Here is a 16,333-nt window from a genome sequence, read left to right as displayed (position 1 = left end):
CAATCCTAAGATATTAATAGAATTTAAGCTAACTGTCCGTTACAAGCTGCAACCTCATAAATAGGTTTTTATTTCCTCCAGATCGTGAATCATATCACAATATCCATGAGCCGGTTCCTTATGGGCATTAAAGTGAAGGGTATGAAACCCCACCGCCTTGGCGCCCAGAATATCGGCTTCTATACTATCCCCTATCATCATAGATCTTTCCGGCAGGGCATTGGCTCTTTGCAGGGCTATTTTAAAAATTAGCGGATCGGGTTTCTTTACGCCCGCCATTTCCGAATTTACAACCTGCCCAAAAAAGCTATCAATATTGGCATTACGCAACTTTTTATCCTGCACCTCCTGAAAGCCATTGGTAATAATATGAAGCTTATAGGAGGGTTTCAGATAGTTTAAAATATGTATTGCATTAGGAAACAGATGGTTATAGCTCGACAAATAAGCTATATACTGTTCGGACAGTCGAAATATAAGTTCATCGGACACTGCATATCCCAAGCGCACAAAGGTAGTTTTTAATCTTTGATAACGCAGCTCCTCCTTTGTTATTTTTCCTTCCCTGAACAATTTCCAAAAATCCATATTTAGGGGCACATATACCTTAAGAAAATCGTCCAGGGCAATTTGCACGGAATTTTCGGAGAGAATTTTCTCAAAGGTCAAGGCAGAGTTCTTTTCAAAATCCCAAAGGGTATGATCCAAATCAAAAAACACATCGGTAACTGTTTCTTTATACATGTACTTTTTCTATTACATTCGTATATAATTCTTTCCATTCTACGGTACCATCGCCCCCTAAAAGTTCATTGGAAAATACCGTAATAAATTTGCCATTGACCTTTTTAACCTCCTTGTACAAGGAACTTACAGCCAAAAGTGCATCCGCTTTATTTTGGTATTTTAACAAGCCGTAATCGTGCACCGCAAAAGGATGTATTTTAATGGGCTGCTGTACTTCCAAGGTAATATCATATAAATAAAAAGGGATACATGTGCCCGCCCTAAACCCTATTTCATGGCTATACCCCATGGTGTAATCATCCGTAAACCCGGCATCTATCAAATCTCTGTATGTCAAAGGTACATCTACCCTATTATACCGTAACCGACAATTATTAATCGGTCTATGAATAACATTGGACAAGTTCTTTTTTTCTTGCTGCAGCAAGCTCAAATCGTTAAAGGAACTATAGGAGCATGACAGCGCTACGATATTATAATCGGCAACCGATTTAATAAGGTGTTTGAACTGATTATTATTTGGAGATACATTTTTGTCGTAGGTAGAATACTCCGCAAACTGAAAAAAGAACATCCCTTTGATATTATATTTTTTATGGGCGGCCAATAGCTCGAAGAAATTATCATAAGGGTCTTTTTTTACATTTGCCCAAACGGCAATCCGCTGAAAAACCCGTTTTATACGCAAGGAGGCCAAATCTAGCAGGAGCCCCCCCAACCCCCTTACCAATCCTCTATGGGAAAAACTATGGGAGGTAGTTACATCTATCACCGAAGTATACTGATAGGGCTTCAGTTTATATTCCAGTTTCTTAAACCGGTCCTTTAATTTTTCCAATAACTTATAGGCCCATATATCGACCACTGGTCTTTGTAAAAATTTATTTTGATAGGCCAAACTATCTTTAGGCGAAAACCGACCATGCATATCTTTTACATGCGGCAAATACTCCTCATAGCGGCTCAGCAGATAAAAACTGGCAGAAAAAATATCGAAGGGCAAACTGCTGCGGTCACCAGCGGCAAAAAAACATGGTGTCCCTTCCCAATCCGAAACGTGAATTTGCAAATCGTTAATCCCTTGCTCAAAAAGTAAATCATTGCTACGGACAAAGAATTCGTTTTGTAAGGGCTGTTTGGTATAGGTAATTTTTGGTCCGGAATGCTTTATAAAATCTTCTACCTTGGTAGTATAGGTAATTTCTATCCCTAAAACCTTGGTAAATATATGTCGCATAACATACGTAAACCTCGAGGTAATTTTGTGGGTATATATTAATAACATAAAACCTTGGCGTCTAAATTATAATATAGGGTAAAAACCAAAAGGTTTACAGCCTATGTTTACTTCTCACTTTTGGGGAGCTACCTTTGTTATGTGTTTCTTTTTAAAGGATATGTTCATCTGCAAAGCTAAAATATTCTTTCTGAGTAATGATCAAATGGTCCAATACTTTTATATCGAGTACTTGGGAAGCTGTTTTTAATTTAACGGTAATCTGCTTGTCTGCTACGCTAGGCTTTAAGGTTCCCGAAGGATGGTTATGTGCTAATATTAAACCTACGGCCCCTAGCTCCAAGGCTTGTTTGAGCACCAAGCGCACATCGACCAAGGTCCCTGTAATTCCCCCTTTGCTCAATTGCCCCATAAAAAGCACCGTATTGGCATTGTTCAGATAAACTACCCAGAATTCTTCATGCGACAAATCGCCGATCTTAGGATGTAACAATTCAAAAACATCCCTGCTCTCTTTAATCGCTACAATCTTTTTAGCATCCTCCTCTCTACGCCTTCTTCCTATTTCCAAGGCTGCTGCAATGGTCACTGCCTTAGCTTCTCCTATCCCTTTAAACTGCATGAGTTGTTTTACGGAGAGTTTTCCCAAATCGTTAAGGTCGTTTTGCACCAATGCTAAAATGCGTTTTGCCAAAGTTACAGCACTTTCGTTTCGACTTCCAGAACCAATTAGAATCGCTATTAATTCGGCATCCGAAAGGACATCCTTGCTTTTCAGCAATAATTTCTCCCTTGGCTTATCATCAGAAGACCAATTTTTAATAGGTATATAGGTTGGTTTTGGCTGCATTATCTAAAGATAATAATAATCGCTTACCCCAACACAATTTGACTTTAAATTACAAAATATGTAGATAATCCCCTCATTACTAAAATTCATGGCTTACAATTGCTCTCAAAAACAGGGGGTAATAACATAAAAAAAGGAACCATTCCAATCATAGAATGGTTCCTTCTTAAATAAGACTCAGAATTTTAAATCTCAGTAACCAGGATTTTGTTTTAAGGTAGGCGTTCCACTAGCATCTACACTTAGATCTATCTGTGCTTGTGGTATAGGGTAGTATTCGTTTTTTCCCGGAATAAACTTACCACCTCTTACGTCCGTTGTAATATTGCCTTGATATTCAAAATAGGCGTTTAACGTTTCCTGGGCAATTCCCCATCGCACTAAATCGAAGAATCGATGACCTTCCATGGCTAATTCTAACTTGCGTTCGAAATAGATTTTCTCTAAAGCCATCTCGGGAGTAGCAAAGTCGACCAGACCATAAGGTTCAATAACGTAATTAGCCGCATTTTGGGATGGATCAAATCCGGCTACAGGGTCTGACTCATCTAAATATTTCTTTAAAAAACCATCGGGATTGGCCGCCCTATTCCTAACGCGGTTTACATATTCCAAGGCTAGGGACAAACTACCCGCTTGTGCCTCAGCCTCAGCTGCCATTAATAACACATCGGCAAAACGTATTACCCTTACGTTAAGAGCCGTTCCAGGCGCCCAGGAGCTTTGATCTGCATATTGATCTTGAGTAGCTTGTCTATAAACATTCTTTTTTGGGGCATAAGGACCACCATAAGTTTGTTCTCTTATCCAAGCTGCACCAGGATGGTGCCCCCAATCATGGTAAGGAATACCTCTTCTACCTACCGTCCAGTCGAGCCTAGGATCTAAGGTTCCTGTATACGGTGTAAAAGGTTCACTACTGGTGACCCCCATATCGCTTTTAACCGGATTCTGATTGTAGTTATTCACATAAGGCTTGCCTGTAATCGGGTCCGTTTTAAAGGAGTTCACCAAATCTTGAGAAGGCTGAAAGAATCCACAACATCTAAATGGACTGTTATAAGGAAAATTCAGCATTCCACCCTGATTGGCATTCGCTATACTTCCAGTACCATCGTTAGCGACCATTTGAATATCGAAAACAGTTTCAGAATTATTTTCAAATGCGGCATCAAAATTATCCTTAAAGGTGTCCATAAGGGCGTACTTTTCCCCTGCCGAATTTACTCCTAGATTAATGACATCCGTAAAAACATCTTTGGCCTCGGTAAATTTCTTTTGATATAGATATGTTTTGCCTAAATAGGCTGCAGCTGCCCATTTATTGGCCCTAGCAAATTCCCCTTGTGTCGCGGGCAAATTCTCGTATGCAAATTGAAAATCCGCCTCGATATTAGGCCAAATATCTACATTATTGGGTTGTTTTGGATCTTCTGTAGTTTCATCGACCCATGGCACCATATTAAACATTTTCTTCAATTCAAAATAATAATGCCCTCTTAGAAAACGTGCCTGACCCGCGATATTCTCACGATCTTCTACAGTAATTTCTGTGGCTTTTTCCAATAATCTCAAAGTATTATTAGCCCGTTTAACGCCTTCATAGGCTGCCTTCCATTTGGTGTTATAATAACCGTTAGAAGGATTGGAAATAAACTTGACTATTTGATCTATTGCCGGCTGGTCGCCTCCAAAACTTCCCTTGCTAGCTTCCCCTCCTGCTACGGTACCATATACCCAATTGTCCGGTGCTGCTTCCCAAGCACCACCACCACCAAGTCCTTGGCCGTCCAAAGCAGCATATGCACCAATCAATAATTTCTCTACGCCGTCTTGGTTGGCAATAACATCCTCACTTAAAGCTCCTAAAGCAGGTTGTTCTAAAAAGCTATCGGCACAACTACTGGTTAACAATAGGGCACAAACAGGAATATATAGTTTACTGATATGTTTGATAATTTTCATATACTTTACTTTATAAGTCTTTTAATTAAAAAATAACATTTACCCCAAATAACAATTGTCTTTGATTTGGATAGGCGCCTTCATCGATTCCAAAATTAACAGTACCACCAGAAATTTCAGGATCTATTCCCGAATAGGAAGTAATGGTAAACGCATTAACCATCTGTGCATACAGGCGTAGTTTTGAAATATTTGTTTTCTCAAGCATTTCTGATGAGAACGAATACCCTAATTGAATCTGTTTAGCTCTTAAATAAGAACCATCCTCCACAAAATAAGAGTTTGGTACATCGGCTAAACTAAAGGAACCTGTAGTTTGCTGAATAGGGGCAGTCGCATTGGTGTTCTGGGGCGTCCAAGAATCATACAAGGCAGTTTTACTTTTAGCCCCAGTAAAAGAACTGTAGAAGTCTGTCCACCAACGCACATTGTTCCAAATATCATTTCCTTGCGAACCATATAAAAACATGCTCATATCCCAATTTTTATAAATCAACTCTACGTTTAAGCCATAAGTGAAATCAGGGTTTGGATTTCCTATAAAGGTACGGTCATCAGCTGATATCTGTCCGTCACCATTAATATCTTCGTAACGAAAACGTCCTACCGCCACATCTGATTGGTATACCGCATCAGGATTACCAGACGCCGCTATAACAGCCGCATTAGCATCGGTGATTTCCTCTTCAGAATTCCAAAATCCAGCAATTTTGTATCCATAAAACTCACTCACTGAGTGCCCCACGGCATTTCTTATAATATTACTTCCATTAAACCTTCTTCCTTCCCTATCAAAATACGTATATCCATCGGCTATTTTTACAATTTCATTGTTGTAAGTCGTTACTGTTACAGTCGAGTTAAGACGTAAGTCTTTCGTTAGATTAAAATATGTTGACAAATCCAAGTCCAAACCACTATTGGTCATTTGCGCCACATTTACAAATGGTACGGAGGCCGATCCAACAGTAGCAGGTAAATCTGGGTTAAACAAAAGGTCTTTAACGTCTTTTCGGTAATAATCTGCACTTAGACGAACTGTATTACTAAAAAGAGCGGCATCTAATCCAAAATTGGAATTGGTGTTCTTTTCCCATTTGGCATCAGGGTTGCCAATTCTTGTTTGTTGAAAACCTTCGGCAATAGTCTGGTTTCCCCCAGAAACACCGTAATAAGATGTTTGTTGGTTTCCACCAAAAGTGGTAAAGGAGTTAGATGGATCTACATTTAACTGATTCCCCATAACACCGTAACCACCACGAAGCTTTAGTTCGTTTAACCAAGTCAATTCTGGCATAAAACTTTCATTTCCCAAATTCCAACCTGCACTAACAGCGGGGAACCATCCATATTGGTTATTTAAAAATCTGGAAGAGCCATCTCTTCTGACTGTTGCACTTAATAAATATCTGTTGCTATAATTATAATCTAAACGCCCAATTAAAGATGAAAGGGCATCTTTGTATTTAAAACTATAATTAGTTTGGGTTCCCGACCCTGTTCCTAAAGTCACATAATCCGGGTCAAAAGAAAAATACCCTTGCATAGTGCCCCCAACTTCTCTTCCGCTATTTTTATACGCTTCTGTTCCCACTAAAACATTTAGGTTATGTACTTCATCAAAAGTCTTCTTATACTGCAGCGTATTTGTCCATGTATAGTTGAAATTAGTAGCTGCTGCCTCTGAGTAGGAACTTACTGAGTTGTTTTCCGCATTTTCGTATTCTGGAAAAGTGAAGGAATTAAAGCTATTGGTAAAATACTGTCCCCCAAAACTTGTCCTGAAAGTAAAGTCATTCAAAAAATCGACCTCAGCAAAAATATTTCCAAATACGCGGTTAGAGACACCCCTGTTATTCCTAGTCCTATCCATCATAGCTACAGGATTAAAAGCATTCCCTAAATCTGAGCCAAAAGAACCAGCATAATTTCCTTTTATGTCCCTTACAGGTATGATAGGTTGCTGTCTAAATGCCATCCCTATTGCACTGCCTTCCGAAAGCGCTCCGATTTGTGGGTTATCCCGAATACTAAAACTAAGGTTTTGTCCTAACCTGATGTTTTCCGTAAAATTATACACAGCATTGGCACGCATAGTATATCGCTTCAAGTAAGTGTTTTTCAAAGAACCCTCTTGATCAAAATAATTCAAAGAAAATAAATAACTCCCCTTTTCGCTCCCATTACTTATTGATAAATTATGACTGGTTATACTTGCCGGACTAAATATTTCCTGAAACCAATTAGTTCCTTCCTTATTTGCTTTCACAATTCTGTAAAAATTGTTCAAATCCGAACTGCTTGTATAGTCAGGGTTTACATTATATAGGGATTCATCAACAGTATCGGCACCCACCGGAGCTATATAATTAGGTAGTACCGGATTAGTACCGTTTCCGTACTGACTGTGGTTTATTGGGTCACCAGGATTAGTGTTTCTTAAAGCCATAAAAGTAAGATCGGCCATTTCTTGGGAAGACAAGATATTCCAAGGATTACCGCTTTTAACCATTTGGGTTCCGTAATAGGCATCATAGGTAATCTTCATTTTCCCCCTACCTCTTTTGGTAGTGATAATGATTACTCCATTAGCTGCTCTGGAACCATAAATTGAGGCAGAACCAGCATCCTTTAACACTTGCATGGACCCCACATCATTAGGGTTTAAGTCATTTATATTATCCGTAGGAATTCCATCGACAACATACAATGGGTTATTATTTCCAAAGGTATTAGAACCCCTGATTTTTATCTGTGGAGCTTCTCCTGGTTGTCCACCACCTGTAATGGTAACACCAGAAACTCTTCCCTGTAGCTGACTAGTGACTTGAGCAGAAGGTTGCTGGGCCAATTCATCTGTTTTTACCACAGAAATGGCTCCCGTTAGATCTTGTTTGCGTTGAACACCATAACCTACTACCACTATTTCTTCTAAGGCCGTAACATCCGCATCTAGACTAACCGTTATAGTGTTTTGTCCATTAACAGAAATCTCCACACTTTTATAACCAATGTATGAAAAGACCAAAATACCATTCTCTGAAGCTTTAATACTATAATTACCATCAAAATCAGTCACCGCTCCATTGGTAGTTCCCTTTTCCAATACGTTGGCGCCAGGAATAGGATCACCTGTCTCCCCATCCAACACGGTACCGGTAATTATATTTTGAAAAATGTTTTTTGAATTGGAATTAACGGTTAGTTCTATCCCTTTTGCATAGACCGTATGCAATCCCAATACAAGGAACAATAATAAACATTGTCCATAGGAAACTAGTTGCCTTGTACACCTAATCAAAATCAATTTTTTTTTAAGCATAATCATTAATAATTTAGTTAATCAGTTATAAAATGGTTTGTTAAATTCGTTTTTTGAGATGTAAAATTTTATTAATTTCTCAAAAAACAACTACAATTATAACATAATAAACTTTGTTTAAAGAATGAAAATTCTTAAAATTTTAAAAGAATAAAAGTTATCAAAAAGAAGCTATCTAATATCGAACAAAACAAAAAATACTAGGTAATGTAATTATTCGAAAGAAAGGACTTCGAAAAAACTAAAGGAAGGGGGTAACAATCAACAGAGCTCCAAAGATCGGAGCTCTGTCAAATTTTGAAAGGCCGGCGGAGTAAAACACCGGTACTATTAGTGGAATTGACTTTATACAAAATTGTTGACACACCCTCTAGTGCGATTCGACCAACTCTTTTACAGCCTTTAAATCGAGTCCGCCATAATTGCCCGAGCTCATTAACAGCAAGGCTGCGTCTATTATGTTTTGAGAAAATAAAAATTCTTTAAAAGCAGTGGCATCGGTAAACACTTCTAAGTTTTCTCTCTCAAAGGCAGTCACAATTTGCGCTTTGGTCACCTCTTCCAACTGTTTGATCTTTACTGACTCTGGGGAATAAAATACGACTGCCATATCTGCGGCATCCAATGCACCTTGGTATTGTTTTAAAAATTCTGCATTTAAACTACTATACGTATGAAGTTCTAAACAGGCTATTAGTTTTTTATTTGGATACTGCTCCTTTACCGCAGTTGTCGTTGCCGCTACCTTACTTGGAGAATGCGCAAAGTCCTTATAGGCAACACTACTTTTTCCCTCGCCAATTTTTTCCAGTCTTTTAAAGGCCCCTTTAAAACTTGCAATGGCCTCATAAAAGTCGTCTTCATCTACCCCCATGTTTTGGCAGATCCACTTTGCGCCTGCCAAATTATTAAGGTTATGCTTACCAAAAACTTCTATTGGCATAGGACCTTCGGAAGTTTCCAAGATGGTTTCTCCATTTTCTACCTGATATTCCGGAGTGCTATAAGGTAATTTTCTGATCGGGTTTTCGGAAGCCTCAACGACCCTTCTTACTTCTGAATCTTCTTCATTATAAGTAACGCTCCCTCCTTTAACAATACTATCTACAAAGATTTGAAATTGTTGTACATATCCTTCATAAGTTGGAAATACATTGATATGATCCCAAGCAATACCGCTGAGTAAGGCAATATTAGGTTTGTACAAATGAAACTTTGGCCTTCTATCTATAGGAGAAGACAAGTATTCATCGCCTTCTAAAACTATAAAATCATTTTCTTCGGTCAGATGTACCATTCTATCAAACCCGTCTAATTGGGCGCCTACCATATAATCTACTTCCCTACCGTGATAATTTAGCACATGCAGAATCATAGATGTTATAGTGGTCTTGCCATGACTCCCCCCAATAACGACCCTTGTTTTATGTTTTGATTGTTCGTATAGAAACTCTGGGTAGGAATAAATCTTAAGCCCTAACTCCTGAGCCCTTAATAACTCGGGATTATCTGCTTTAGCATGCATGCCTAAAATAACAGCATCCAAATTGGCATTTATTTTCTCGGGAAACCACCCGAAAGATTCCGGAAAAAGTCCTTGATCTTGTAATCGGGTTTTAGAAGGTTCAAAAATTACGTCATCACTTCCAGAAACGGTATATCCCTTATGGTGCAAAGCTAAGGCCAGGTTGTGCATGGCACTTCCTCCAATGGCAATAAAATGTATGTGCATTTACAAAAAATTATGTCGTAAAGATAAGGATTGTCATCACCTAATGAAATTTTACATCGTGGTTTTATCAGTGTTCTCCTTACCTATTTAATGCTTCAACTTGGGAAGCTTCGCACTTCCTATAATTATAAACCCCTTAATAACCATCCAGTAAAGGCAATAAATATTTTTAATATAATATTTTCATAGCTGACTTGTAAATACACCTGCTAAAGGCGCATCATCTAAAAAACCCTATGAAAACCAAATTAAACACCTAACTTTCTTTTTTATTTTAACAATTGAGCAAGCTTGGTATCTTTTTTGCATTTATCACACTTTTAAAAAGATTCATACCTATTCCTATGAGAAACCTTACCTTCCTTATTACCGTCTTACTTTTTTCCCAATGGGGACAATCACAATCCAAAACGCCTACTTATGCAGGGCTATGGGAACAGGTACAAAACTTAGAAAAAGAGGCAATGACCAATTCGGCAGTGAAGGTGGTTACAAAAATTTCCGATAAGGCAAGAAAAGAAAGCAACTCCGCTCAAATTATAAAAGCGTTATTATATAAGTCCAAATACATCCTAATCTTGGAAGAGGATGCACAACTGAACATTATCAATAATTTTAAATCAGAAATAGCCCAAAGCAGTTTTCCTACTAAAAATATTCTAGAAAGCTATTTAGCACAAATGTATTGGCAGTATTTTCAAGAGAACCGGTACCGCTTTTACGATAGATCATATACGGAGACACCGGTTGATAACGATGATTTTAGAACTTGGGACCTGACTACAATTTTCACAGCCATAGGAAATCATTTTGATAATTCCTTGGCTACACCTGATGCACTACAGCAAGTAGACATCAAAGGATATTTGGAAATATTACACAAAGAAAAAGGATCTGAACTTTATAGACCTACCTTATTTGACCTTTTGGCACATAATGCCATTGATTTTTATAAGAGCAGCGAAAATAGCATCACCCGCCCTGCTGATAAATTTGAAATTGACAATCCAGAGTATTTAAATGAATCCTCGAAGTTCTCAACCTATAGTTTTAAATCGGACGATAGCTCTTCTCAACAATTAAAGGCTTTATTACTCTATCAAGAGCTGATTAAAGCTCATCAAAACGACGCCCTTCCTTTTGCATTAGTGGATATTGATATAGAACGATTAAAGTTTGTCCGTGACAATGCTATTTTTGAGAAGAAGGACCAATATTACCTGGAGGCCCTACAACTTGCGGCTCAATTACACAAAAACCATGAAGCAGAAAGTTTCTATTCTTTTGAAATTGCGCTATGGTACCATCAGCGAGCAGAAAATTATATTCCAGGCACACAAGAGGAGCATCAATGGAAGCGAAAAGAGGCCCTAGATCTGTGCGAAACAGCCTTAAAAAAGTATCCAAAGGGTAAAGCAGCAGAAAAATTCAGCCATTTACGAGCAATAATCTTATCACAAGAACTTCAGATTACTACGGAAAAACACCTCCCCATCAACCATCCATCCCGTCTATTGGTACATTATAAAAACCATGATGCCCTAAAATTTACCGCTTATGAAATTTCCCAAAAAGAACTGACTGCACTTAAAAACATATACCCATTAGAAAACCAATTGCCTTTTATAAAAAAATTAAAGGTTGCTATCACTTGGGAGGCCATATTAAAAAATGAAGGAGACTATATTCCTCATAAAACCGAAGTGCTGTTACCATCACTAAGTCAGGGAACCTACATTATTCTGGCAACCCCTGTAGGCTACGATGATAAAAAAAGTTTTGCTTTTAGCCCTATCCAAGTAACCGATTTAGCCTTTATAGAGACTAAATCCCCCACCCATTATTTCTATCAAGTTGTAGACAGAAACAACGGAAAACCATTGAGTGGAGCAAAAGTAACCTTTACCTATCAGCTAGATACTAGAGCACATTTCTTGAACAAGTCTTTTGTCACCGATGTAACCGGCATGGTTATCCTACCCTTAACCAAGGAACGATGGTTAAACATCACCACTCATATCGAACATAAAGGCGACACTGCATTTTTTGGAAAATATAGCCTATATCCCCGAAATAATTACGGTGAACACGAACGTATCAACCACACTACTTTCCTATTTACAGACCGGAGTATTTATCGCCCAGGACAGCCCGTTTTTTTCAAGGGAATAGCCGTTTCACAAAAAGGGAACTCTTCCTCATTAATTACCAATACCCTTGTCAAGGCCCGTTTACGCGATGTCAATGGTCGGGAAATAGCTGCCCACGAATTTAAAACCAATGAATTTGGTTCCTTTGACGGCGAATTTATAATTCCCAACAATGGTCTTACAGGAACTTTTTCGATTGTTATTACATCAGAAGATATTGCTTTGTCCGGAATCACTTCTTTTTCTGTAGAAGAATACAAGCGCCCAAAATTTAAAGCCTCCTTTCAACCCATAACCGATACTTTTAGAGTGCATGACAGTATTGAGGTAAAAGGTACTGCCCTAGCCTATTCCGGAAGTGCCATTAGCGATGCCAAAGTACGTTATACGGTACGCAGGCTCGTCAATTTTCCTAGATGGTTCTATTGGTTCCGCCCGAGTTACGGCAGCTCCCCCCAGGAAATCGCACATGGAGAAACAAAGACCGATGCTCTAGGGTTCTTTAACATTCCTTTCGTAGCCATTCCTGATAGTAGTGTTTCCAAGGACAACCTCCCTATTTTCCTATTTGAAGTTACCGCGGAGGTGACCGATATTAACGGAGAAACCCAAAGCACCATCACCACGATAAAGGCCGGGTACCATACGCTATTGGCCAATATAGAGGCCGCCCCATTTTTGGATAAAGACAAAAAGAACAATCTTATAAAGATTAGAACTAGCAACCTAAACGGACAGCCAGTATCCGCACAAGGAACCTTAAAGATTTACAAGCTTAAAGCCCCGCAATATGTTCTGCGACCAAGACCATGGGAAGCACCAGAGTACAAAATGGGAACTGAGGAAGCCTTTAAAAAACTATTTCCCCACGATGCCTACGCCAAGGAGTCCGACCCTAGCACATGGGAGAAATCGACCTTGGCCTTCGAAACCGATTTTAATACCGAAAAAACCGGTGAAATTAAGTTGAGAAAAATAAAAAACTGGACCTCTGGGGTGTATACCATAGAATTAGAAACCACCGATGCCTTTGGACAAAAAATAAAAGACATGGCCATGATTACTGTCCATGGGTCTAATGAGAAACAAGTATCTGATCAAAAGCTTTTTGAAATAAAAACAGATCAGCACTCCTATGTTCCTGGAGAAAATGCTACCGTTACCATAGGAAGTAGTGCTAAAACCGTAACGGTTACCTTATTTATAGAAAAGAACAAAACGATTGTTGACACCAAAATCATAACGCTCCGGAATAACACCGAAACCATCAAAATCCCCGTTACCGAATCAGATTTAGGCGGCTTTTCTGTTCATTACACCTATAGTGTCTTTAATTCATTTGAGACGGGAACTGCCAATATTAACGTCCCCTACCCCAAGACAGACCTTCAAATAGAAACTGTTACTTTCCGGGATAATTTACAACCAGGCAACGAAGAAAAATGGTCTTTCTCTATAAAAGGTGCTCAAGGACAAAAGGTGGCCGCAGAAGTTTTGGCTAATATGTACGATGCCTCTTTGGACGCCTTCCAAAACCATTCTTGGAGCTTTTCCCCTACATGGCAACCGACCTATCATTCGAGCTTGTACAGCAATGCTTATCACAGTTATCGCATCGAAAACTTCACTTACTTTCATACCCCAAACGCTCAGTACCCTATATTCTCCCAAGCATATGATTCCTTTAATTGGTTTGGTTTTTATTTTGGGGAACGACACCAGCTGTACCGAAACAATATGGTCATGAAAAAAGCCCATAATGAGTTAGCAAGGACCCAAGAAGATTCTGAACTATTGGAAGAACCAGTGGTAGTTGGTTTTGGAAAACAAGGAAAGGAAGCTTCAGAATCTCAAGAAAGAATAGATTCTGCATTTAAAAAGGATACTATTTCCCAGGTCCAAATTCGAAAAAATTTACAAGAGACAGCTTTCTTTTTTCCTCAATTACGCACCGATAAAGATGGTAATGTAAGCTTTAGTTTTACCAGCCCAGAAGCACTGACTACTTGGAAAGTACAATTACTGGCGCATACTAAAAACTTGGAAAGTAAGCTTATCAGCATGGAAACCGTAACCCAAAAAGAAATTATGGTGACACCTAACGCGCCACGATTTTTAAGGGAGGGAGACAAAATTACCATCAGTACTAAAATTGCCAATATCACCGACAATCTTTTAAACGGTACCGCAAGCATTATTTTGGTCGATGCCGTTTCTGGTAAAGATATAACCCAAAATCTTTTGATACCTTCCCTAATCCCAAAGGATAGTATACAGCAACAGGAAGCCTTGACCTCTCCTTCCGAAACCACCTTTACGGTAAATGCCCTTGGAAACACAGAAGTTTCATGGAATTTAAAAATTCCCGAAAACCTTCAAGCTGTCCAATACACGATAATGGCAACAGCCGGAGACTATAGTGATGGGGAACAAAATCTATTGCCGGTACTTACCAACAGAATGCTGGTTACAGAAACCTTGCCCATGTTGGTAAAAAGCAACGAAACAAAATCTTTTGTTTTAGAAAAACTAAAGACAAATACCTCATCAACGCTAAAACATCACCAGTTAAGTCTTGAAATAACTTCAAATCCTGCCTGGTATGCGGTACAGGCACTGCCCTATTTAATGGAATATCCCTTTGATTGTAGCGAACAGATCTTTGCTCGGTATTATGCCAATACATTAGCAAGTAGTATTGTCCAAAACCAACCAAGAATCCAGGAAGTATTTAAGCAATGGGCCAATACAGATGCGTTATTAAGCAACCTAGAAAAAAACCAGGATTTAAAATCTATCCTAATTCAAGAAACGCCTTGGCTACGCGATGCGCAAACCGAAACCGAACAAAAAAAGCGAATTGCTCTTTTGTTTAATCTAAACAAAATGAAAAATGAGCGTGAAAATACCCTTAGAAAATTACAAAATAACCAATTAGCTTCTGGAGCTTGGCCTTGGTTTAAGGGAGGTATTTCTAATAGGTTCATAACCCAACATATCCTTGCGGGATTAGGCCATTTAGATCATTTAAACGTTCTTAACCCTGAGACGGATACTGAAGATATGATTAAAAAGGCCATCGCATATTTAGATGCCGAATTTATAGAAGATTATGAAAAAATGAGAAAGGTTTCCAAGGTCGCCAATACAGATCATTTAACCCCCATTCAACTTCACTACCTTTATACAAGAAGTTTTTTTAGCCGTATTCCTACCTCCCAAAAAGTATCCGAAATCACCCTTTACTACAAGAAACAAGCACAGCAATTCTGGGCAAATAAAGATTTGTATTCCCAAGGATTATTGGCATTATTTCTAAACAGGAGCAAGGATACCACTAACGCAAAAAAAATCATTAAATCCTTAGAAGAAAATAGTATTACCAGTGAAGAATTAGGCATGTATTGGAAGGCCAACACTAATTCATGGCATTGGAACCAAGCTGCTATAGAAACCCAAGCCTTATTGATTGAAGCCTTTTCAGAGATCAACAATGATACAAAAACGATAGACCAACTAAAAATATGGCTTTTAAAAAATAAACAGACCAATCAATGGGAAACCACTAAAGCCACTACCGAAGCTGTTTACGCCCTTTTGTTACAAGGAAGCAATTGGTTGTCGGTTACCGAGGCGATTGAGGTGTCTGTAGGTGAAAAGAAAATAGCGCCTTCAAAATTAAAAAACACCCATACTGAGGCTGGTACCGGCTATTATAAAATTTCTTGGACAGGCGATGAAATAGTACCCGAGATGGCAAAGGTAGCATTATCGAAAAAAGGTGAAGGACCGGCTTGGGGAGCAATGTACTGGCAGTATTTTGAAGATTTAGACAAGATTACTTCGGAAAAAAGTCCGCTTCAGTTGAAAAAGAAGTTATTTCTAAAACAAGACACCGATACCGGTGAAGAACTCAGGGAAATAACAGCGTCAACCCAACTAAATTTGGGCGATGTACTCAGAGTCCGTTTAGAAATCCGAACAGATAGGGCTATGGAGTTTATACATATGAAAGATATGCGGGCTGCCGGATTAGAACCCGTTAACGTATTATCCCAATACCGATGGCAAGACGGCCTTGGTTATTATGAAAGCACCAAAGATGCTAGTACCAGTTTTTTTATAGACTACCTTTCTAAGGGTGTTTATATATTTGAATACGACTTAAGAGTAAATAATAAAGGGGAGTTCAGCAATGGCATTACGACCATTCAAAGCATGTATGCACCAGAATTCAGCAGCCATAGTAAAGGTGAAAGAATAAGCGTAAATTAGATTTTTTTAAAGTTTTAGCATTTACGCGTTGATATTTTTCATAAATTAACATATA

The 16,333-nt window shown here is 38.6% G+C and carries 7 protein-coding genes; 1 reads left to right on the top strand and 6 read right to left on the bottom strand.

The genetic code is table 11. From position 1 onward, the window contains the following. Positions 1–54 precede the first annotated feature (54 nt). From BUA16_RS06305 to BUA16_RS06280, 6 genes are all read right to left on the bottom strand, one after another. The gene (locus BUA16_RS06305; protein WP_072763898.1) at positions 55–744 is read right to left on the bottom strand and encodes a YjjG family noncanonical pyrimidine nucleotidase; all 690 of its coding nucleotides are present in this window, start codon (positions 742–744) and stop codon (positions 55–57) included. Further along, positions 737–1,984, bottom strand: a complete 1,248-nt coding sequence (locus BUA16_RS06300) for a polysaccharide deacetylase family protein (RefSeq protein ID WP_394333067.1) — start codon at positions 1,982–1,984, stop codon at positions 737–739. The genes BUA16_RS06305 and BUA16_RS06300 overlap by 8 nt, the downstream gene beginning before the upstream one ends. 151 nt (positions 1,985–2,135) lie before the next feature. After that, entirely contained in the window at positions 2,136–2,834 is a 699-nt protein-coding gene (gene radC, locus BUA16_RS06295) for a RadC family protein (RefSeq protein ID WP_072763894.1), read from the bottom strand. Between the two features lie 192 nt (positions 2,835–3,026). Next, positions 3,027–4,799 (bottom strand): RagB/SusD family nutrient uptake outer membrane protein, encoded by a 1,773-nt coding sequence (locus tag BUA16_RS06290; protein ID WP_072763892.1) that lies wholly within the window; start codon positions 4,797–4,799, stop codon positions 3,027–3,029. Between the two features lie 25 nt (positions 4,800–4,824). After that, a complete protein-coding gene (locus BUA16_RS06285) occupies positions 4,825–8,100 on the bottom strand; it encodes a SusC/RagA family TonB-linked outer membrane protein (RefSeq protein WP_245795526.1) in 3,276 nt (1,091 codons plus the stop codon). Positions 8,101–8,491: 391 nt separating this feature from the next. Beyond that, entirely contained in the window at positions 8,492–9,853 is a 1,362-nt protein-coding gene (locus BUA16_RS06280; RefSeq protein ID WP_072763890.1) for a UDP-N-acetylmuramate--L-alanine ligase, read from the bottom strand. A 344-nt stretch (positions 9,854–10,197) separates the two neighbouring features. Between BUA16_RS06280 and BUA16_RS06275 the strand changes: the two genes are divergently transcribed. Beyond that, complete coding sequence (locus BUA16_RS06275; RefSeq protein ID WP_072763889.1) at positions 10,198–16,278, top strand: alpha-2-macroglobulin family protein; 6,081 nt, start codon at positions 10,198–10,200, stop codon at positions 16,276–16,278. The last annotated feature ends 55 nt before the right edge of the window (positions 16,279–16,333 follow it).

This window comes from Arenibacter nanhaiticus (genome assembly GCF_900141935.1).
Taxonomy (GTDB): domain Bacteria; phylum Bacteroidota; class Bacteroidia; order Flavobacteriales; family Flavobacteriaceae; genus Arenibacter; species Arenibacter nanhaiticus.
This window is presented reverse-complemented; position numbering and strand designations above follow the sequence as displayed.